This is a genomic window from Streptomyces sp. NPDC059247, from assembly GCF_042754005.1.
Classification (GTDB): domain Bacteria; phylum Actinomycetota; class Actinomycetes; order Streptomycetales; family Streptomycetaceae; genus Streptomyces.
In genome coordinates this window covers 208,796-227,477 of the sequence record NZ_JBHYZW010000008.1, presented here as the reverse complement: position 1 = coordinate 227,477, position 18,682 = coordinate 208,796, and the positions used below count along the sequence as shown (strand labels likewise).

At 73.2% G+C, this 18,682-nt stretch carries 19 protein-coding genes and 1 riboswitch; of the genes, 10 read left to right on the top strand and 9 right to left on the bottom strand.

The features are described 5' to 3' along the window. Positions 1 to 285 precede the first annotated feature (285 nt). On the top strand, positions 286 to 1,155 hold the full coding sequence (locus ACFXGN_RS17680; RefSeq protein ID WP_384859618.1) for a hypothetical protein: 870 nt from the start codon (positions 286 to 288) through the stop codon (positions 1,153 to 1,155). 160 nt (positions 1,156 to 1,315) lie between these two features. On the opposite strand, the gene bioD is transcribed toward ACFXGN_RS17680, so the two are convergent. From bioD to bioB, 3 genes are all read right to left on the bottom strand, one after another. After that, positions 1,316 to 2,035: a dethiobiotin synthase gene (gene bioD / locus ACFXGN_RS17675; protein ID WP_384859616.1), complete on the bottom strand. Its 720-nt coding sequence runs from the start codon at positions 2,033 to 2,035 to the stop codon at positions 1,316 to 1,318. Positions 2,036 to 2,055: 20 nt separating this feature from the next. Next, positions 2,056 to 3,276 carry an adenosylmethionine--8-amino-7-oxononanoate transaminase gene (locus tag ACFXGN_RS17670; RefSeq protein WP_384859817.1) on the bottom strand — a complete coding sequence of 407 codons (1,221 nt, stop codon included), beginning with the start codon at positions 3,274 to 3,276 and terminating at the stop codon, positions 2,056 to 2,058. Between the two features lie 68 nt (positions 3,277 to 3,344). Then, entirely contained in the window at positions 3,345 to 4,592 is a 1,248-nt protein-coding gene (bioB, locus tag ACFXGN_RS17665; protein ID WP_384859613.1) for a biotin synthase BioB, read from the bottom strand. Positions 4,593 to 4,735: 143 nt separating this feature from the next. Between bioB and ACFXGN_RS17660 the strand changes: the two genes are divergently transcribed. Together ACFXGN_RS17660 and ACFXGN_RS17655 are read left to right on the top strand one after the other, a co-directional pair. Continuing rightward, positions 4,736 to 5,914: an 8-amino-7-oxononanoate synthase gene (locus ACFXGN_RS17660; RefSeq protein WP_384859610.1), complete on the top strand. Its 1,179-nt coding sequence runs from the start codon at positions 4,736 to 4,738 to the stop codon at positions 5,912 to 5,914. Between the two features lie 169 nt (positions 5,915 to 6,083). Then, a complete protein-coding gene (locus tag ACFXGN_RS17655; protein ID WP_384859607.1) occupies positions 6,084 to 6,521 on the top strand; it encodes an ATP-binding protein in 438 nt (145 codons plus the stop codon). A gap of 247 nt (positions 6,522 to 6,768) precedes the next feature. On the opposite strand, the gene ACFXGN_RS17650 is transcribed toward ACFXGN_RS17655, so the two are convergent. Continuing rightward, positions 6,769 to 7,245, bottom strand: coding sequence for a C40 family peptidase (locus ACFXGN_RS17650; RefSeq protein ID WP_351783670.1), 477 nt, complete (start codon positions 7,243 to 7,245; stop codon positions 6,769 to 6,771). Between the two features lie 3 nt (positions 7,246 to 7,248). Beyond that, positions 7,249 to 7,455, bottom strand: a riboswitch (cyclic di-AMP (ydaO/yuaA leader). A gap of 531 nt (positions 7,456 to 7,986) precedes the next feature. On the opposite strand from ACFXGN_RS17650, the gene ACFXGN_RS17645 reads away from it, so the two are divergent. The 7 genes from ACFXGN_RS17645 (at position 7,987) to ACFXGN_RS17615 (ending at position 14,362) form a co-directional block, all read left to right on the top strand. Next, positions 7,987 to 8,289: an urease subunit gamma gene (locus ACFXGN_RS17645; RefSeq protein ID WP_351783671.1), complete on the top strand. Its 303-nt coding sequence runs from the start codon at positions 7,987 to 7,989 to the stop codon at positions 8,287 to 8,289. A 14-nt stretch (positions 8,290 to 8,303) separates the two neighbouring features. Continuing rightward, positions 8,304 to 8,636 carry an urease subunit beta gene (locus ACFXGN_RS17640; protein ID WP_384859603.1) on the top strand — a complete coding sequence of 111 codons (333 nt, stop codon included), beginning with the start codon at positions 8,304 to 8,306 and terminating at the stop codon, positions 8,634 to 8,636. Beyond that, positions 8,629 to 10,350: an urease subunit alpha gene (locus tag ACFXGN_RS17635; RefSeq protein ID WP_384859600.1), complete on the top strand. Its 1,722-nt coding sequence runs from the start codon at positions 8,629 to 8,631 to the stop codon at positions 10,348 to 10,350. The genes ACFXGN_RS17640 and ACFXGN_RS17635 overlap by 8 nt, the downstream gene beginning before the upstream one ends. A 13-nt stretch (positions 10,351 to 10,363) precedes the next feature. Then, entirely contained in the window at positions 10,364 to 11,026 is a 663-nt protein-coding gene (locus tag ACFXGN_RS17630) for an urease accessory protein UreF (protein WP_384859597.1), read from the top strand. 164 nt (positions 11,027 to 11,190) lie between these two features. Continuing rightward, positions 11,191 to 11,865, top strand: a complete 675-nt coding sequence (gene ureG, locus ACFXGN_RS17625; RefSeq protein WP_384859595.1) for an urease accessory protein UreG — start codon at positions 11,191 to 11,193, stop codon at positions 11,863 to 11,865. Then, entirely contained in the window at positions 11,862 to 12,605 is a 744-nt protein-coding gene (locus ACFXGN_RS17620; protein WP_384859814.1) for an urease accessory protein UreD, read from the top strand. The genes ureG and ACFXGN_RS17620 overlap by 4 nt, the downstream gene beginning before the upstream one ends. A 233-nt stretch (positions 12,606 to 12,838) precedes the next feature. Next, a complete protein-coding gene (locus ACFXGN_RS17615; RefSeq protein WP_384859811.1) occupies positions 12,839 to 14,362 on the top strand; it encodes an alpha/beta hydrolase in 1,524 nt (507 codons plus the stop codon). 99 nt (positions 14,363 to 14,461) lie between these two features. Here the strand turns inward: ACFXGN_RS17615 and ACFXGN_RS17610 are convergent, their stop codons facing one another. The 5 genes from ACFXGN_RS17610 to ACFXGN_RS17590 form a co-directional block, all read right to left on the bottom strand. Beyond that, positions 14,462 to 15,181 carry a lysophospholipid acyltransferase family protein gene (locus ACFXGN_RS17610; RefSeq protein WP_384859593.1) on the bottom strand — a complete coding sequence of 240 codons (720 nt, stop codon included), beginning with the start codon at positions 15,179 to 15,181 and terminating at the stop codon, positions 14,462 to 14,464. Positions 15,182 to 15,271: 90 nt separating this feature from the next. Beyond that, positions 15,272 to 15,490, bottom strand: coding sequence for a hypothetical protein (locus ACFXGN_RS17605; protein ID WP_384859591.1), 219 nt, complete (start codon positions 15,488 to 15,490; stop codon positions 15,272 to 15,274). Positions 15,491 to 15,715: 225 nt separating this feature from the next. Further along, positions 15,716 to 16,666 carry a cytochrome c oxidase assembly protein gene (locus tag ACFXGN_RS17600; RefSeq protein ID WP_384859589.1) on the bottom strand — a complete coding sequence of 317 codons (951 nt, stop codon included), beginning with the start codon at positions 16,664 to 16,666 and terminating at the stop codon, positions 15,716 to 15,718. A 104-nt stretch (positions 16,667 to 16,770) separates the two neighbouring features. Next, positions 16,771 to 17,796, bottom strand: a complete 1,026-nt coding sequence (locus tag ACFXGN_RS17595) for a 6-phosphofructokinase (protein WP_384859586.1) — start codon at positions 17,794 to 17,796, stop codon at positions 16,771 to 16,773. Between the two features lie 150 nt (positions 17,797 to 17,946). Beyond that, positions 17,947 to 18,675, bottom strand: a complete 729-nt coding sequence (locus ACFXGN_RS17590) for a type 1 glutamine amidotransferase (protein WP_384859583.1) — start codon at positions 18,673 to 18,675, stop codon at positions 17,947 to 17,949. Between the last annotated feature and the right edge of the window lie 7 nt (positions 18,676 to 18,682).

Below are 18,682 nucleotides of genomic sequence, written 5' to 3'. Positions count from 1 at the left end.
CCACCCGCCTGCCGGGCGGGGCGGGTGTCTCCCGGGTCGTACGGCGGTGGACGCCGTGACGTCCGTACGGGTCCGGTGTCGCCGCCGACCGACCCGTGCGGCGGCATCCCGGGGAGCCGCTCCCCGCGGCCCCCGTCCGCCTCGGACGGTGGCGGGGCGCGCCCCTCGGCCGGAAGTCGCCGGAACGTTCCCCCCTGCTCGCGGAATACCCCCTGGGGGTATATGGTTCTGGTGGATGTACCGCACGGACGACAGCGGCGGGCGCGCAGACCACAGGGAGACGTCATGAGGAACCACACCGGCCACGACCAGTCCGACCACGGCGGTCACGGCGCCCACGCGGCCCACGGCGGGGCCCGGCCCGGCGGGCTGTCGGTCTCCGAGAACGGGTACTCCCTCGAACTCGACGCGACCGTCCTCACCGCCGGTGTCCAGTCGATCGGCTTCCGGATCATCGGCCCCGACGGAGGGGTCGTCACCCGCTTCCTCGCCGAGCACGAGAAGGAACTGCACTTCATCGCCGTCCGGCGTGACACGGCCGGTTTCCAGCACGTGCACCCGGTGCGGGACGAGGAAGGCACCTGGAGCGTCGAACTGACCCTGGAGCCGGGGGACTGGCGGTTCTTCACCGACATCCACCCGGTCGGCCACGACGGCACCATGACGCTGGGGATCGACGCCGCCGTCGCCGGACCGTACGCCCCGAAGCCGCTGCCCGAGGCCACCGGGACCGCCCTCGTCGACGACTACGCCGTCACCCTCGACGGCGAACTCCTCGTCGGGGAGGCGCGGGAACTGACCCTCACCGTCAGCCGGGACGGCCACCCCGTCACCGACCTCCAGCCCTACCTGGCCGCGTACGGACACCTCGTGGCCCTGCGGGTCGGCGACCTCGGTTACCTCCACGTCCACCCGGAGGGCGCACCCGGCGACGGCGTCACCGCGCCCGGCCCCGGGATCTCCTTCCACGCGGCGGCGCCCTCGGCCGGCACCTACCGTCTGTACCTGGACTTCAAGCACGGCGGATTCGTCCGCACCGCCGAGTTCACGGTACGGGCCACCGCCACCGCCACCGCCACCGCCCCCGCCCCGGACGCGGGCCACCGGGCCGCGCCCGAACACGGCGGCCACCACGACGCCCACGCGCACCACTGACCGCGCGGCGGCCGGGCGGCTCACGGGCCGCGCCCGGCCGCGTCCGGCCACGCCCCGGCGTCCGAAGGGACGGCGGGCGCCGGGGTCCTGACGGACCGGACCGGCCCCCGCCCGTCCCGCCGCACCGGCGGGCCCACCCCGGGGAGCGGGCCCGCCCCCGTCACCCGGTGGCGAACCGCTCCGTCGTCTCCGCCGCGTCCCAGGTGCCGCCGAGTGCCGGGGCCAGCCAGTCGGCCGCCGCCGCCCGGAACTCCACGGGGTCCAGCGCCCCCGAACCCTCCGGTACGGCGCCGAGCAGGGGCGCGCCCGCCGCCTCGGGCAGGTCCGCCAGGTTGCAGCGGGCGGCCAGGTCCGGCGCGGACGGCCAGCTGCCGATGACCACGCCCGACCGCTCGATCCCGCGTGCCGCGAGCGCCTCGGCCGTCAGGGCCGTGGAGTTGAGGGTGCCGAGTCCGGCCGGGGCCACCACGAGGACCGGGGCGCCGAGCAGCGCGGCCACGTCCGCGAGGGTGCCGCCCTCCTCGTCGAAGCGGACGAGCAGCCCGCCCGCCCCCTCCACGAGCACCAGGTCGTGCTCGGCGGCCAGCTTCCGGGCCGCCGCCGCGACCTCCCCGGGGCCCACCGGCGCGAGCCCGGCCCGCCGGGCCGCCGTGCCGGGGGCCAACGGCTCGGGGAACCGGCCCAGTTCGACGGAGACGGCGGCGCCCGAGAGCCGGACGGCCTCGTCGGCGTCCCCCCGCTCGTCCGGTCCGAGGCCGGTCTGCGCGGGCTTGAGGACGGCGACCGAGCGTCCGGCGGCGACGGCGACGGCGGCCACCGCCGCGGTCACCACCGTCTTGCCGATCTCCGTGCCCGTACCGCTGACGACGACGATTCCCATGGACGTACCGGTCCTTCCGTTCAGCCCGCCGCCGCGGCGGCGAGGACGGCGGCGCAGATCCGGGCCAGGTCCTCGTCCCCCGTCACGTACGGCGGCATCGTGTAGATCAGGTCCCGGAAGGGGCGCAGCCAGACGCCCTCCCGGACGGCGGCGCGGGTCGCCGCCGCCATGTCGACCGGACGGTCGAGCTGGACGACGCCGATCGCGCCCAGCACCCGTACCTCCCGCACTCCGGGGAGCGAGGCGGCGGGCGCCAGGCCCTCCCGCAGTCCGGCCTCGATCCGCCGGACCTCGCCCGCCCAGTCCTGGGAGAGCAGCAGGTCGATCGAGGCGAGGGCCACGGCGGACGCCAGCGGGTTGCCCATGAAGGTCGGCCCGTGGGCCAGCACGGGCACCTCGCCCCGGGAGATCCCGTCGGCGACCCGGCCGGTGCAGAGCGTCGCCGCCATCGACAGGTATCCGCCGGTCAGCGCCTTGCCCAGGCACATCACGTCGGGGGAGATCCCGGCCTGACCGGCGGCGAAGAGCGTGCCGGTGCGGCCGAACCCGGTGGCGATCTCGTCGAGGACGAGGAGCACGTCGTGCGCGTCGCAGGCCTCGCGCAGCACCCGCAGGTAGCCGGGGTGGTGGAAGCGCATCCCGCCCGCGCCCTGCACCACCGGCTCCACGATCACGGCGGCGAGTTCCCCCGCGTGCCGCGCTACGCCCTCCCGCAACCGCCGGGCGTACTCCTCCTCGTACGCGGCGGGCGGGGCGTCCATGAACACCTGCGGCTGGAGCACGCCGGTCCACAGCTCGTGCATCCCGCCCTCCGGGTCGCACACCGACATGGGCTGCCAGGTGTCGCCGTGGTAGCCGCCGCGCCAGGTGAGCAGCCGGTGCTTCTCGGGCCGCCCGAGCGAACGCCAGTACTGGAGGCACATCTTGACGGCGACCTCGACCGAGACGGAGCCCGAGTCGCTGAGGAAGACGTGCCGCAGCGGCTCGGGGGTGATCTCGACGAGCCGGGCGGCGAGCCGGACGGCGGGCTCGTGGGTGAGCCCGCCGAACATGACGTGGCTCATCCGGCCGAGCTGCTCGTGGGCCGCCGCGTTGAGCACCGGGTGGTTGTAGCCGTGGACGGCCGACCACCAGGAGGCCATGCCGTCGATCAGCTCCTCGTGCCCCTCGGCGGGTTCGGAGAGCCGCAGGCGCACCCCGGACGCGGACGCCACGACCAGCGGGTCCGTACGGCCCGGCATGGGGCCGTACGGGTGCCAGACGTGGGCCCGGTCCAGGGCGAGGAGTTCGTCGTCGCGCACGATGGTTCCTAGGCGTTGGGGGCGAGGTCGGTGCCCGCGCCCCGGCGGCGCACCGCGACCAGGTCGGTCCTGGCCTCGTTCGGCGCGGGCGCCTCCGGCGGGGTGTGTCCGCCGCAGGGCCCGCAGCCGCCGCCCGCCCCCGCGTGCCCGCCGCAGCCGCCCGTCGCCGCGTCGTCCGCCGTCGCGCCGTCCGCCGGGCCGCAGCCGGACGCGGCGGTCCCGCAGCCGCCCCCGGCCGCCGCGAGCGCGTCCGCGCGGTGCTTCGGCAGCGTGGTCGTGCCCGCGCCCTCCACCTCGAAGCCCGCGTCCGCGATCATGTCCAGGTCGGTCTGCCCGGCCTGGCCCTCGCTGGTCAGATAGTCGCCGAGGAAGATCGAGTTGGCGATGTGCAGGGCCAGCGGCTGCATCGAACGCAGGTGCACCTCACGGCCGCCCGCGATCCGCACCTCGACGTCGGGGCAGACGAAGCGGACCATCGCCAGGATGCGCAGACAGCGCTGCGGGGTGAGGTTCCACTCCTTGGCGAGGGGGGTGCCCTCGAAGGGGATGAGGAAGTTGACCGGCACGGAGTCCGAGTCCAGCTCGCGGAGCGCGTACACGACGTCGACCAGGTCCTCGTCGCTCTCGCCCATGCCCGCGATCAGCCCCGAGCAGGCGGAGAGCCCGGCGGAGTGCGCCTTGCGGACGGTGTCCACCCGGTCCGCGTAGGTGTGGGTGGAGGTGATCTGCCCGTACGTCCCCTCGGAGGTGTTGAGGTTGTGGTTGTACGCGTCGGCGCCCGCCTCCCGCAGCCGCTCCGCCTGCCCGTCCGAGAGCAGTCCGAGGCAGGCGCACACCTCGACGCCCTCGTTGCCCTCCTTGATGGCCTCGATGGTCCTGCCGACCCGCTCGACGTCCCGGTCGGTCGGACCCCGGCCGCTCGCCACCAGACACACCCGCTTGGCGCCGCCCGCGACCCCCGCGGCGGCGGCCCGGGAGGCCTCGTCCGGCTTCAGCCAGGTGTACTTGAGGATCCCGGCCTCGGAGCCGAGCCGCTGAGAGCAGTACGAGCAGTCCTCGGGGCACAGTCCGGACTTCAGGTTCACCAGGTAGTTGAGCTTCACCCGGCGCCCGAACCACTGGCGGCGCACCTTGCCCGCGGCGGCCACCACATCGAGCAGTTCGTCGTCCGAGGTCGCCAGGACGGCGAGCGCTTCTCCACGGGTCGGCGACTCGCGCCGCAGCCCCTTCTCCACCAGCGTGTTCAGCAGGTCCATAACCGTTGATCCTGTCCTACCGCCCGCCCCCGGGCCAAGGAGGAACCGAACAAACGGCCCCGAAGGAGGTGTGTGGATGACCACATCCCCACCCCGGCTTCCGTTGGCTAGGGTCTGTGCGCTGCCTACAAAAGGAACCCCGCATGTCACAGGCCGACGGGACCCGGGCCGTGGGCCCGCGCCGCACCGCGTTCGACTGGACCGAGGCCGAGGCGCGCCGCCGTGCCGACGCCGGTCTCGTCCGGGTGCTGCGGCCCCGCGCCGCCGAGTCCGACCTGCTGGACCTGGCGGGCAACGACTACCTCGGCCTGACCCGGAGGCCCGAGGTGACCGGGGCGGCGGCCGAGGCGGCGAACCGCTGGGGCGCGGGCTCCACCGGTTCCCGGCTCGTCACCGGAACCACCCGGCTGCACACCCGGCTGGAACGCGAACTCGCCGATTTCTGCGGCTTCGAGGCCGCCCTCGTCTTCTCCTCCGGCTACACCGCCAACCTGGCCGCGCTCACCGCGCTGGGCGGCCGGGACGCCCTGATCGTCTCCGACGCCTCCAACCACGCCTCGATCGTGGACGGCTGCCGGCTGGCGCGCGCCGAGACCGCCGTCGTCCCGCACTCCGATCCGGAGGCCGTGCGCAAGACCCTCGACGCGCATCCGGGGTGGCGGGCCCTGGTCGTCAGCGACTCCGTGTTCTCCGTCGACGGCGACCGGGCGCCGCTGTCCGCGCTCGCCGCCGCCTGCCGCGCGCACGGCGCCGGTCTGGTCGTGGACGACGCCCACGGCCTCGGCGTCCTCGGCGACGGCGGCCGGGGGGCCCTCCACGAGGCCGGGCTCGCGGGCGACGAGGACGTGGTGGCCACCGTCACCCTGTCGAAGTCCCTCGGCAGTCAGGGCGGCGCGGTCCTCGGCCCGGCCCGGGTGGTCGAGCACCTGGTCAACGCGGCCCGCACCTTCATCTTCGACACCGGTCTCGCCCCGGCCGCCGCCGGGGGCGCGCTGGCGGCCCTGCGCCTGCTGACGGCCGAGCCGGGGCTCGCGGAGCGGGCCCGTACGGTCGCGACCACCCTGCACCGGCTCCTCACCGGGGCGGGCCTGACGGCCGCCCGGCCCGACGCGGCCGTGGTCTCGGTGCGCGCCCCCTCCCCGGAGGCGGCGCTGCGCTGGGCGGCGGACTGCCGGGAGCGGGGGCTCGCGGTCGGCTGCTTCCGGCCGCCTTCCGTGCCCGACGGCGTCTCGCGGCTACGGCTCACGGCACGCGCGGACCTGACGGACGAGCGGATCGCGTACGCGGTGGAAACGATCCTGCGGACGGCACCGGCCGGCTGACCCGGCGGTCGGCGGCCCGGTCCGGTCCAGGGCCTTCGCGTTCACCGCTTCGGGCGACAGATGGGGACATATCTTGGGAGAACGCCTCCCGGCGCGGCCCGATCGGTGGCAGTCTGACGCGCAGTGCGATCCGGGGCAGCGGCCCCGGCGGGAAAGGGACGGCGTCGCCATGGCAGACCAGCAGGAAGCATCCGTCACTCTGCCGAGCGAACCCGCCTCGGTGTCCACGGCCCGGCGGTTCGTGGCGGAGGTTCTCGACGGCTGGGGCCTGGACGACGCCACGGAGACCGCGGACGCGATCCGGATCATCGTCTCCGAGCTGGCCACCAACGCCGTGCTGCACACCCTCGGCCAGTCGCCCACGTTCACGGTGGACCTCCGGCTCGACTGGGAGGAGCACCTGCACATCGGTGTCACCGACAGTCATCCGAGGCTGCCGCGCCGTCTGCCCGCCGCGGTCCAGCAGGACAACGGCAGGGGCATGGTCATCGTCAGGGTCCTCGCGGCGGAGTCGGGCGGACGTCTCTCCGTGACCCCGATCGAGGAGGGCGGCAAGACGGTCCGGATCTCCCTCCCGTGGATCCCCGCCCCGCTGGCCGGTCGCTGACGGGCCCGTGCCCGCCGGGGTGGGCACGACCCCTGAGCCGATGCGGTCGTCGGGGGCCCCGGGAGGGTGCCGGGCGGCCCGGGGCGGCTTCCGCGGGGGACGCGCGGTCGCCGGAGGGCGGCCCGGGTCCGTACGGGACGCGGCGGTGCCACCGCACCCCGCACGGACCGGCGCCGTCAGTTCCGCCGGATCGGCTCACGGACCGGCCGTCGGTTCCGCCGGATCAGCGGACGGACGGGCCGCCGGATCAGCGGACGCGGCCGTAGTAGATCTTCGACGACCAGATCTTGTCGAGCTTCACCCAGGACCCCGTCTTGGGCGAGTGCCAGATCTTGCCGCTCCCGGCGTAGATGCCCACGTGGTACACCCTTCCGCCGGAGTGGAAGAAGACCAGGTCCCCCTTCTGCCGTGAGGCGGCGGAGACGCGGGTGGTCCTGTTGTACTGCTGCTGCGCGGTGCGGGGCAGCGACTTGCCCGCCTTCTGGTACGCGTAGAGCGTCAGACCGGAGCAGTCGAACCTGGAGGGTCCGGCGCTCCCGTACCGGTACGGTGCTCCCTTCTTGGACGCGGCGACGCTCAGTGCCTTGTTCGCGTAGTTCGTCGCTGCCTGGGCCTCCGGCGCCGCACCGGGTGCGAGCAGCGTGCCGCCGACGGCGGCGAGAGTGAGAGCCGAGACGGCTCCGACCCGGGACAGCAGGGACGGGACGTGCATCTGCGCAGTCATGCGCAACCCTTCGTCAGCCGCCTGTGAAGGATGACCTGTCGGGTTCGGGCAGGCGAAGATGCCCGGCCGCGGGTGCGGCTTCACCCCAAGGGGCGGCCCCGCTGTGGGAACAGCGCGTACGCCCCGTAAAAATCGGGTCCTCCACTCCTGCCGGTCCAATCCTGTCGACCAGACGTCCGGGGCAGCGGCAGGACTCGGCGTCCGCCCGGACCGCCCCGCCGCGGCGGCGGGGGCTTGTCGTCGACAGGGATCTTGACCCACACCGGGGGTGAAATCCGAGTGGAAACGGCGATATGTGAGGCTCCTCACGACTGATCCATTCGGGTGGACAGGAGGGTTTCGTGATCATCGGAGTTCCCCCTGGCGAGCCCCGCACCAGCGATGGAACGTTCGATTCCGCCAGATGCGTACATCGGTGGCGCAAGTTGACCGGTCTGAATATCGACTCGTCGACTACTCCGAACGAGGGAGGGATTCTGCGATGCGCGTCGGCCGTCCGGCTCTCGACACGACACGGCCGGATGTCGATCCGTCAGGGGGAGGGCTCGGCTCCGCATGTGCCGTCACCGACCTGATGATCATGCGATCGCAAAGGCGTAGTTAACCAGCCGGAAAAACTTCCGCCCTAACGTGCAATGTCTGCCGGTGTGCCGCGTTCCGGCATTTCAACAAGGTGTTGAAGGTCGGTAGGGTCCGCAGCTGTCCGGGTCCCGTCCCGGCGGACGACTGTGAGGTGGAAGTGTGCAACTGAGCCCGCACGAGCAGGAACGCCTGCTCATCCATGTGGCCGCGGACGTGGCCGAGAAGCGCAGGGCGCGCGGGGTACGGCTCAACCACCCCGAGGTCGTCGCACTGATCACCGCCCATGTCCTCGAAGGCGCCAGGGACGGCCGCACGGTCGCCGAGCTGATGGCCTCGGGGCGCGAGGTGCTCACCCGCGACGAGGTCATGGAGGGCGTCCCCGAGATGATCCACGACGTCCAGGTCGAGGCCACCTTCCCGGACGGCACCAAGCTCGTCACCGTCCACGACCCCATCGTCTGAACGGACCGCCGCCGATGATCCCCGGAGAGATCCTGTACGCGGACGGCCCCGTCCCCCTCAACGAGGGGCGCCCCGTCACGCGCCTGACCGTGCTCAACGCCGCCGACCGGCCCGTCCAGGTCGGCTCCCACTACCACTTCGCCGAGGTCAACCCCGGACTCGAGTTCGACCGCGCCGCCGCGCGCGGGCAGCGGCTGCACATCGCCGCCGGAACCGCCGTCCGCTTCGAACCCGGCATCCCCGTCGAGGTCGAACTCGTCCCCCTCACCGGCCGCCGGATCGTTCCCGGGCTGCGCGGCGAGACCGCGGGTCCCCTGGACGCGAACGAAGAGGACTCCCGTGCCTGATCTGCACCGCGCCGTCTACGCCGACCTGTTCGGCCCCACCACCGGCGACCGCCTCCGGCTCGCCGACACCGACCTCTTCGTGGAGATCGAGGAGGACCGCAGCGGCGGCCCCGGACGCGCCGGGGACGAAGCCGTCTTCGGCGGCGGCAAGGTCATCCGCGAGTCGATGGGCCAGGCCCGCACCACCCGTGCCGAGGGCGCCCCCGACACCGTCATCACCGGCGCCGTGGTCATCGACCACTGGGGGATCGTCAAGGCCGACATCGGCATCAGGGACGGCCGGATCGTCGCCCTCGGCAAGGCAGGCAACCCCGACACCATGGACGGCGTCCACCCCGGTCTGGTGATCGGCCCCGAGACCGAGGTCATCGTCGGCAACGGCCGCATCGTCACCGCGGGCGCCGTCGACACCCATGTCCACTTCATCTCCCCGACCGTGGTCGAGCAGGCCCTCGCCACCGGCGTCACCACGCTCGTCGGCGGCGGCACCGGCCCCGCCGAGGGCACCAAGGCCACCACCATCACCCCCGGCCCCTGGCACATGGCCCGGATGTTCGAGGCCCTGGACACCTTCCCCGTCAACATCGGTCTGCTCGGCAAGGGCAACACCATGTCCCGGGAGGCCATGCACTCCCAACTGCGCGGCGGAGCCCTCGGGTTCAAGATCCACGAGGACTGGGGTGCCACCCCCGCCGTCATCGACGCCTGCCTCGACGTCTGCGAGGAGACGGGCGCCCAGCTCGCCATCCACACCGACACCCTCAACGAGGCGGGCTTCGTCGGCGACACCCTCGCCGCCGTCGCCGGGCGCACCATCCACGCGTACCACACCGAGGGCGCGGGCGGCGGGCACGCCCCCGACATCATCACCGTGGTCTCGGAGCCGAACATCCTGCCGAGCTCCACCAATCCGACCCGGCCGCACACCGTCAACACCATCGAGGAACACCTCGACATGCTGATGGTCTGCCACCACCTCAACCCGGCCGTCCCCGAGGACCTCGCCTTCGCGGAGTCCCGCATCCGGCCCTCCACCATCGCCGCCGAGGACGTCCTGCACGACCTGGGCGCGATCTCGATCATCTCCTCCGACTCCCAGGCCATGGGCCGCATCGGCGAAGTGATCATGCGCACCTGGCAGACCGCCCACGTCATGAAGAAGCGGCGCGGACCCCTCCCCGGCGACGGCCGCGCCGACAACCACCGGGCCCGCCGCTACGTCGCCAAGTACACGATCAACCCGGCCGTCGCCCAGGGCATGGGCCATGTCATCGGCTCGGTCGAACCCGGCAAGCTCGCCGACCTGGTCCTGTGGGAACCCGCCTTCTTCGGCGTGAAGCCGCTCGTCGTCATCAAGGGCGGACAGATCGCGTACGCGCAGCTCGGCGACGCCAACGCCTCCATCCCCACCCCGCAGCCGGTGCTGCCGCGCCCCATGTTCGGCGCGCTCGGCCGGGCGGCTGCGGCGGGCTCGATCAACTTCGTCGCCCAGGCGGCCATCGAGGACGACCTCCCGCAGAGGCTCGGACTGCACAAGGAGTTCGCCGCCATCGGCTCCACCCGACGGGTCACCAAGGCGGACATGGTCGAGAACGACGCCGTGCCCCGGGTCGAGGTCGACGCCGACACCTTCTCGGTGAGCATCGACGGCGAAGTGGTGGAACCCGCACCCGCCGCCGAACTGCCCATGGCCCAGCGTTACTTCCTCTTCTGACGGCGCCCCCTCCATGACACGCTCCGCACTGCTCGTGCTCGCCGACGGACGGTTTCCCGCCGGCGGGCACGCCCACTCCGGCGGCGCCGAGGCCGCCGTCCGCGCCGGTCGCGTCCGGGACGCCGCAGGACTGGAGTCCTTCTGCCGCGGCCGACTGCGCACCACCGGCCTCACCTCCGCCGCGCTGGCGGCCGGGGCCGCGCACGGACTCGACCCGGCCGAACTCGACACGGCGGCCGACGCCCGCACCCCCTCGCCCGCCCTGCGCGCCGCCGCGCGCAGGCTCGGCCGTCAGATGATGCGGGCCGCCCGCGCCGCCTGGCCCGGCCCCGAACTCGACGCGCTGGCCGCGCTGTTCCCGCGCGGCGCCCATCAGCCCGTCGTCCTCGGCACCGCCGCCCGCGCCGCCGGGCTCGGTCCCGAGGACGCCGCCCACTGCGTCGTGTACGAGACCGTCGGCGGACCGGCCACCGCCGTCGTCCGCCTCCTCGGCCTCGACCCCTACCGGGCCACCGCCGTCCTCGCCCGCCTCGCCCCCGAGATGGACGAGGTCGCCGCACAGGCCGTGGCGGCGGCCCGGCAGGGCGTCGACGCCCTGCCCGCGGCCTCCGCGCCCCTGCTCGACCTCACCGCCGAACAGCACGCCGCCTGGCCGGTGCGCCTCTTCGCCTCATGACGGCCTCCGAGACCTCCGACGACGGCCCCCCGACACTCCAAGGCCGTCGCCCGACCGCCTTCTGACGGCCTCATGACCCCGGGGCCGGTCGCCCGGCCCCGGGCCCTGGCCCCACCCCTACGCCCCCACGTCCACGGCCCGCCCGCACACCAAGGAGCCGCCCCATGCACCTCGACCACGGACACCACCACGGCGCCGTCTCCGCCGACGCCCACCGCCCCGACGGCACCCGCCGCGCCCTGCGCATCGGACTCGGCGGTCCCGTCGGCTCCGGCAAGACCGCCACCGTCGCCGCCCTCTGCCGGGCCCTGCGCGACACCCTCTCCCTCGCCGTCGTCACCAACGACATCTACACCCGGGAGGACGCCGAGTTCCTGCTCCGCAACGCCGTCCTGCCGCCCGAGCGCATCCGCGCCGTCGAGACCGGCGCCTGCCCCCACACCGCCATCCGCGACGACATCTCCGCCAACCTCGAAGCCGTCGAGGAACTGGAGGACGCGGTGGGACCGCTCGACCTCATCCTCGTGGAGTCCGGCGGCGACAACCTCACCGCCACCTTCTCCAGGGGCCTCGTCGACGCCCAGATCTTCGTCATCGACGTCGCGGGCGGCGACGACATCCCGCGCAAGGGCGGCCCCGGCGTCACCACCGCCGACCTCCTCGTCGTCAACAAGACCGACCTCGCCCCGTACGTCGGCTCCGACCTGGAGCGGATGGCCCACGACGCGAAGGAGCAGCGCGGCGACCTGCCCGTCGCCTTCACCTCGCTGCGCGCCGAGAACGGCGTCGCCCCCGTCGTCGACTGGGTCCGGGAGCGGATCGGGGCATGGACCGCGTGAGCCTGCGCGCCACCGCCCGGATCGCCGCCGACGCCGACGGCGGGCTGCCGCTCCTGGTGAGCGACGGCCCCCTCGCCCTGCGGCGCACCAGGACACCGGGGCCGTACACCCGGGTCACCGTCGTCGGGGCGATGAGCGCCCCGCTCGGCGGTGACCGGCTCGCCGTCGAGGCCGAGGTACGGGAAGGGGCCCGGCTCCTCGTCGACTCGGCCGCCGCCACCCTGGCCCTGCCGGGCCGGGACACCGGGCCCGCCGCCTACGACGTACGGCTCCGCGTCGGCGAAGGGGCGGTGCTCCGCTGGCTGCCCGAACAACTGGTCTCGGTGCAGGGCTCGGAGCTGCGGATGCGGACCGTCGTCGAACTCGCCGCCACGGCCCGGCTCGTGCTGCGCGAGGAGCAGGTCCTCGGGCGGTACGGCGAACCGCCGGGCACCCTCACCACCCGGCTCACCGTCCGCCGGGCCGGACGGCCCCTGCTCGACCAGGAACTCGCCTTCGGCCCCGGAGCCCCCGACGGCTGGGACGGCGGCGCCGTCCTGGGCGGGCACCGGGCCGTCGGTCAACTCCTCGTCGTGGACCCGGCGTTCGAGGAGAAGCCGGTGGAGCCCCGGCTGCTGGGGGAGCACGCGGCGGTGACCCCCCTCGCGGGGCCCGCCGCACTCGTCACCGCGGTCGCCCCGGACGCGCTGGTCCTGCGCCGCCTCCTCGACGAGGCCGTGGCGGCACTCGCCCCGTTCTGACCGTTCCCGGACACCCCCGAGGGGCGTCACCGCTCAGCGGTACACGAGGCACCGGTTATTGGTTCGGCAAAGAAACAGGTGTACGCCCTTTCATCGTGAGCCTCCCAGGCGAAAGGATCCCCCGACAACCAAAAGCGGCGCTGCCACGGGGGCGGCGCCCCACTGGGGGAGGACACGTGAGACGCACGGCAGTGCTCGGCTCGGCCGGCACCCTGATAGCCGGCACGCTCGTCATGGGCGGCCTCGCCGCCCCGGCGGCGAGCGCCGACAGCGACCGGCACCTGCGGGACGCCGAGTCGATCGGCGTCGCCGTCGCCGCGGCGCGCGCCGCCCACACGGGCATCGACTGGAAGGACTGCCCGGCCGACTGGGGCCTGGAGAAGCCGATCCAGTGCGGCTGGGTCACCGTCCCCGTCGACTACGCCAGGCCCGACGGCAAGAAGATCAAGATCGCCGTCGACCGCGTCAAGTCCACCGGCACCCCGGCCGAGCGCCAGGGCGCGCTCCTCTACAACCCGGGCGGCCCCGGCGGCTCCGGCCTGCGCTTCCCGCGCCGGGTCACCACCAACAACGCCATCTGGGCGAGCGCCGCCAAGGCCTACGACTTCGTGGGCTTCGATCCGCGCGGCGTCGGCAAGTCGGCCCCCATCTCCTGTGTCGACCCGACCGACTTCGTCAAGGGCCCCAAGGCCGACCCGGTCCCCGACACGGAGGCAGACAAGACCGCGCAGCGCAAGCTCGCCGCCGCGTACGCCAAGGGCTGCGCCGAGAAGAGCGGCGACGTCCTCCCCTTCATCAACACGCTCAACACCGCCCGCGACCTCGACGTCGTCCGCGCCGCCCTCGGCGAGCGCAAGCTCAACTACGTCGGCGTCTCCTACGGCACCTACCTCGGCGCGGTCTACGGCACCCTCTTCCCGGACCACGTCCGCCGGATGGTCCTCGACAGCGTCGTCAACCCGTCGAAGGACAAGATCTGGTACGAGGTCAACCTCGACCAGGACATCGCCTTCGAGGGCCGCCTCAAGGACTGGATGACCTGGGTCGCCCAGAACGACGCCGCCTACCACCTCGGCGACACCCTGGCGGAGGTCAGGCAGCAGTGGACCACCCTGCGCGCCACCGCCAAGAAGAACCCGCTGGGCGGCAAGGTCGGCCCGGCCGAACTCATCGCCTTCTTCCAGAACGCCCCCTACTACGACTCCATGTGGGCCCCCGTGGCCGAGGCGTGGAGCGCCTACGCCGCCGGTGACCCGCAGCCGCTGATCGACGCCGCCGCCGCCGACCTCTCCGACACGGCGGGCAACGCCGCCTCGGAGAACGGCAACGCCGTCTACACCGCCGTCGAGTGCGCCGACGCCCCCTGGCCGACCAGCTGGAAGAAGTGGAACCGGGACAACACCCGCCTCCACCAGAAGTACCCCTTCATGACCTGGTCCAACGCCTGGATGAACCTCCCCTGCGCCACCTGGTCGGCCCCGCGCCAGCGCCCGGTCGAGGTGAAGACCGGCAAGGGCCTGCCGCCGGTGCTCATCGCGCAGTCCGAGCGCGACGCCGCCACCCCGTACGAGGGCGCCGTCGAGCTGCACAAGCGGTTCAAGAACTCGCGTCTGATCACGGAGCGGGACGCCGGTTCGCACGGCATCACCAACCTGGTCAACCCCTGCCTCAACACCAAGGTCGAGGCCTATCTGCTGACCGGCGCGCTGGACTCCAGGGACCAGACCTGCGCCCCGCACGCCACCCCCCGGCCGTGACCCGGTGACGGGAGGAGGGGCGCCCGCCCGACGGCCGCCCCTCCTCCCGTCCCTCCTCCGGCCCCCGGCCGGGGACCCGTGCCGCGCGCGGACCGGACCTCAGCGTTCCGGCCGGGGGGACTTCTCCACCGGGGTCCCGTCGCCCCGCTCCCCGGCCTTCACCACCGCCGCGTACTCGTCCACGTACTCCTGCTCGGACAGCCGCAGGATCTCGTACATGATCTCGTCGGTCACCGCGCGGACCACCGCCCGCTGGTCCGCGGCCCCCGCGAACCGCGAGAAGTCCAGCGGCTTCCCGAACCGGATCGTGACCCGCCGGATCCTCGGCACGACCTTCCCCGGCGGCTGGATCTCGAAGGTCCCCACCATCGCGCAGGGCACCACCGGCACCCCCGCCGTCAGCGCCATCACCGCCACCCCCACCTTGCCCTTGTAGAGCCGCCCGTCGTGCGAGCGCGTCCCCTCCGGGTAGATCCCGAGCAGCTCGCCCCGGGCCAGCACCCCGAGCCCCTCGCGGATCGCCGCCTTCCCGGCCTCCTTCCCCGACCGGTCCACCGGGATCTGGCCGGCCGCCCGGAAGAACGCCGCCGTCAGCCGCCCCCTGAGTCCCGGTCCGGTGAAGTACTCCTGTTTGGCCAGGAACGTGATCCGCCGGTCGAGCACCACCGGCATCAGGAAGTGGTCCGAGAAGGAGAGGTGATTTCCCGCGACGATCGCCGCGCCCTCCTCGGGGACGTTCTCCAGGCCCTCGATCCGGGGCCGGAAGAGCAGTTTCAGCAGGGGCCCGAGCAGGACGTGCTTCATCAGCTGGTAGAACACGCGAGATCCCCGTTCGTCGTCCGTCCACCCGTTGTAACCGCGCGGGGCCCCACGGTCCAGCGGGCGGGCGCCGGGCCCGTAGGGGAGGACTCAGGGCCGTACGGTGCCGGGGCCGCGGCCCGCAGGGGGGCGCGGGCGCGGGGCCGCCGGGCTCTGGCTGTCCGCCGCGGCCATCCCGATCGTGGCCACGGCGAGCACCACCCAGCCGAGCCAGAGCCAGCCGCTGCTGCCGAGCGCCACCGTGTACGCCGTCGTGAGCACCAGTGCGGCGCAGGTCAGCGCCGCCATCGCCTTCGTGGGACCGGACATCGGTCCGCCCTTCTCCCGACCGGGGTCGCGGAAGCCGTCCAGCCCATCGTGACCCCACGAGGGGGGCGCGCGCTACTCCCCAGACGCCCCGGCGTGCGCCGAACCCGGCCCTGAACCCGCCCGGACCCGCCCCTGACCTGCCCCGACAACGCCTCCGGGCCCGGACGGGACCCCGTGAGGTCTCCGCGCCGGGCCCGGAGGCGAAGCGTCATCCGCGCGGGCGGGTCACCGCCCGCGCGCCTGGAGCGAGGCCAGATACGCGTTGTACGCCTCCAGCTCCTTGTCCCCGTTCCGGTCGGCCGCCCGGTCCATGCGGACCGCCTGCCGCTGCTCGGAGTGGTACCACTGGTAGACCAGCGCGATCAGCACCAGGACGGACGGGATCTCGCTGAACGCCCAGGCGATGCCGCCCGCCGCGTTCTGGTCGGTGAGCGCGTCGATCCCCAGCGAGGCGGGCGGGTTCTTGTACGCCTCCACCAGCGGCTCCGTCGCCATCATCATCGCGATGCCGAAGAACGCGTGGAACGGCATCCCCGCGAACAGCTCCAGCATCCGCATCACGTACCCCGGCCGGTGCGGCCCCGGGTCCACACCCATGATCGGCCAGAAGAACACCAGGCCCACCATGAGGAAGTGCACCATCATCCCGATGTGCCCCGGCTTCGAGGCCATCAGGGTGTCGAAGAGCGGAGTGAAGTACAGACCGTAGAGGCTCGCGATGAACAGGAAGATCGTGAACACCGGGTGGGTGATCACCCGCAGGTACCGGCTGTGCAGCAGCTTCAGGAGCAGCTCGCGCGGACCGGTCGAACCGCGCCCGGCCACCGGCAGCGCACGCAGCGCCAGCGTCACCGGCGCGCCCAGGAGCAGCAGGATCGGCGACAGCATGGAGATCACCATGTGCTGCACCATGTGCACGCTGAACATGACCATGCCGTAGTCGTTGAGCTTGGTGCACATCACCAGGGCCACGGACAGCACGCCGACCGTGAAGAACACCGTCCGGCTCACCGGCCACGCGTCCCCGCGCCGCCGCAGCCGCGTCACGCCCCACCCGTACAGACCGAGCGCCGTGAGGCAGCCGATCAGGAAGAAGAGGTCGGGGGAGAACTCCAGGGCCCGCCCCAGCGTGAACGGCGGCAGATCCGTGGTCATGCCGTGCCCGCTGTGATCCATCGTGTGTACTCCTGGAGCCCGATTCGCGCTTGTTGTCCGCACCAGACTAGAACCGCCCCCGGTCGCGACCGCGACCGGGGGCGGATGTCAGGCGCCGGACCCGCTCAGAGCACGCACTCGGCCTCGGCGTAGCGGTCCGAGGGGACCGTCTTGAGGGTCTCCACGGCCTTGCCCAGCGGGACCAGCTCGATGTCGGTGCCGCGCAGCGCCGTCATCATGCCGAACTCGCCCCGGTGCGCCGCCTCGACCGCGTGCCAGCCGAAGCGGGTCGCGAGGACGCGGTCGTACGCGGTGGGGGTGCCGCCGCGCTGGACGTGGCCGAGGATGACCGGGCGGGCCTCCTTGCCGAGCCTGCGCTCCAGTTCCACCGAGAGCTGGTTGGCGACGCCGGTGAACCGCTCGTGGCCGTACTCGTCCTTGCCGCCGGAGTGGAACACCATCGAGCCCTCGCGGGGCTTGGCGCCCTCGGCGACGACCACGATCGCGAACCGCTTGCCCGCCTCGAAGCGCTCGCCGACCCGGGCGGCCAGCTCGTCCATGTCGAAGGGACGCTCGGGCACGACGACCGCGTGCGCGCCCGCAGCCATGCCGGAGTGCAGCGCTATCCAGCCGGTGTGACGGCCCATGACCTCGACGACCAGGACGCGCTGGTGGGACTCGGCGGTGGTCTTCAGCCGGTCGAGGGCCTCGGTGGCGACGGTCACGGCGGTGTCGAAACCGAAGGTGACGTCGGTGGAGGCGATGTCGTTGTCGATGGTCTTCGGGACGCCGACGATCGGCAGCCCCGCCTCGGACAGCAGGTTCGCCGCCTTGAGGGTGCCCTCGCCGCCGATCGGGATGATCGCGTCGAGGCCCAGGTCGGCCACGTGCCCCTTGGCGCGCTCGACGCCGTCCACCAGATGCGCGGGCTGGACGCGCGAGGAGCCGAGGATGGTGCCGCCCCGCGCGAGGATGCCGCCGACCGCGTCGAGGTCGAGCTTGCGGTAGTCGCACTCGAGGAGCCCCCGCCACCCGTCGTGGAAACCGATCACCTCGTCGCCGTGGTCGACGACGGCGCGGTGCACGACGGAACGGATGACAGCGTTCAGACCGGGGCAGTCTCCGCCGGAGGTGAGCACGCCAATGCGCATAGCCCGAAAACCTTTGCAACGTGGGCCGACTCCCGGACCCCGTCGTCCGGCTGGATCCCCGCCACCCTATCGGTGCAGGATGGCGGGGCCGAACCGGATGTCCGCACAGTGGACAACGTACGCGTGTACGGGTGCCCCGCGCGGCTCGCGTCAGGCGGGCTGGGTGGCCGCCGCGATGCGCTCGGCGCGCAGCGCCTCGTACCAGCGTTCGTCGGTCGGCGGCAGCGCGTTCACGTCGAGGGCCAGCTTCAGGAGCAGGTCCGCGATCTGCGGGTTGCGGGCCATGACCGGGCCGTGCATGTACGTACCGAAGACGGTCTCGTTGTACGCGCCCTCGGTGCCGTCGCCGGTGCCGTTGCCGTTGCCGAAGACGGTACGGGCGAACGGCCGGGCCGTCGGGCCGAGGTGCGTGATGCCCTGGTGGTTCTCGAAGCCCGTGAGCTGCGGGAGGCCCAGACGCGGGTCGATGTCCGCGAGGACGTCGCCGACGCACCGCTGGCCCTCGCCCCGGGTCGAGATCACGTCGATGAGGCCGAGACCGGCCTCGCGCTCGCCGAGGTCGTTGATGAACTCGTGGCCCAGGATCTGGTACCCGGCGCAGACCGAGAAGATGATGGCGCCGTTGGACGCGGCCCGGCTGAGACCGCCGTCCCGCCGCAGCCGCTCGGCCGCGAGCCGCTGCGGACGGTCCTCGCCGCCGCCGACCAGATAGATGTCGCCGGAGGTCGGGATCGGCTGGTCGCTGCGGACGTCGACGCGCTCGACGTTGAGACGCCGCTGCTGGGCGCGGCGCTCGACCACGAGCACATTGCCCTGGTCGCCGTAGGTGCTGAGCAGGTCCGGGTAGACCCAGACCAGCCGCAGGCTGCTCTCACTCATGCTGCAA

Coding starts and splice junctions, on each gene's coding strand:
- ACFXGN_RS17660 (WP_384859610.1), top strand. CDS start 4,736: ATGTCACAGGCCGACGGGACCCGGGCCGTGGGCCCGCGCCGCACCGCG.
- ACFXGN_RS17595 (WP_384859586.1), bottom strand. CDS start 17,796: ATGCGCATTGGCGTGCTCACCTCCGGCGGAGACTGCCCCGGTCTGAAC.
- ACFXGN_RS17590 (WP_384859583.1), bottom strand. CDS start 18,675: ATGAGTGAGAGCAGCCTGCGGCTGGTCTGGGTCTACCCGGACCTGCTC.
- ACFXGN_RS17670 (WP_384859817.1), bottom strand. CDS start 3,276: ATGCCGGGCCGTACGGACCCGCTGGTCGTGGCGTCCGCGTCCGGGGTG.
- ureG (WP_384859595.1), top strand. CDS start 11,191: ATGCACCTCGACCACGGACACCACCACGGCGCCGTCTCCGCCGACGCC.
- ACFXGN_RS17615 (WP_384859811.1), top strand. CDS start 12,839: ATGGGCGGCCTCGCCGCCCCGGCGGCGAGCGCCGACAGCGACCGGCAC.
- bioD (WP_384859616.1), bottom strand. CDS start 2,035: ATGGGAATCGTCGTCGTCAGCGGTACGGGCACGGAGATCGGCAAGACG.
- ACFXGN_RS17655 (WP_384859607.1), top strand. CDS start 6,084: ATGGCAGACCAGCAGGAAGCATCCGTCACTCTGCCGAGCGAACCCGCC.
- bioB (WP_384859613.1), bottom strand. CDS start 4,592: ATGGACCTGCTGAACACGCTGGTGGAGAAGGGGCTGCGGCGCGAGTCG.
- ACFXGN_RS17650 (WP_351783670.1), bottom strand. CDS start 7,245: ATGACTGCGCAGATGCACGTCCCGTCCCTGCTGTCCCGGGTCGGAGCC.
- ACFXGN_RS17680 (WP_384859618.1), top strand. CDS start 286: ATGAGGAACCACACCGGCCACGACCAGTCCGACCACGGCGGTCACGGC.
- ACFXGN_RS17640 (WP_384859603.1), top strand. CDS start 8,304: ATGATCCCCGGAGAGATCCTGTACGCGGACGGCCCCGTCCCCCTCAAC.
- ACFXGN_RS17600 (WP_384859589.1), bottom strand. CDS start 16,666: ATGGATCACAGCGGGCACGGCATGACCACGGATCTGCCGCCGTTCACG.
- ACFXGN_RS17630 (WP_384859597.1), top strand. CDS start 10,364: ATGACACGCTCCGCACTGCTCGTGCTCGCCGACGGACGGTTTCCCGCC.
- ACFXGN_RS17605 (WP_384859591.1), bottom strand. CDS start 15,490: ATGTCCGGTCCCACGAAGGCGATGGCGGCGCTGACCTGCGCCGCACTG.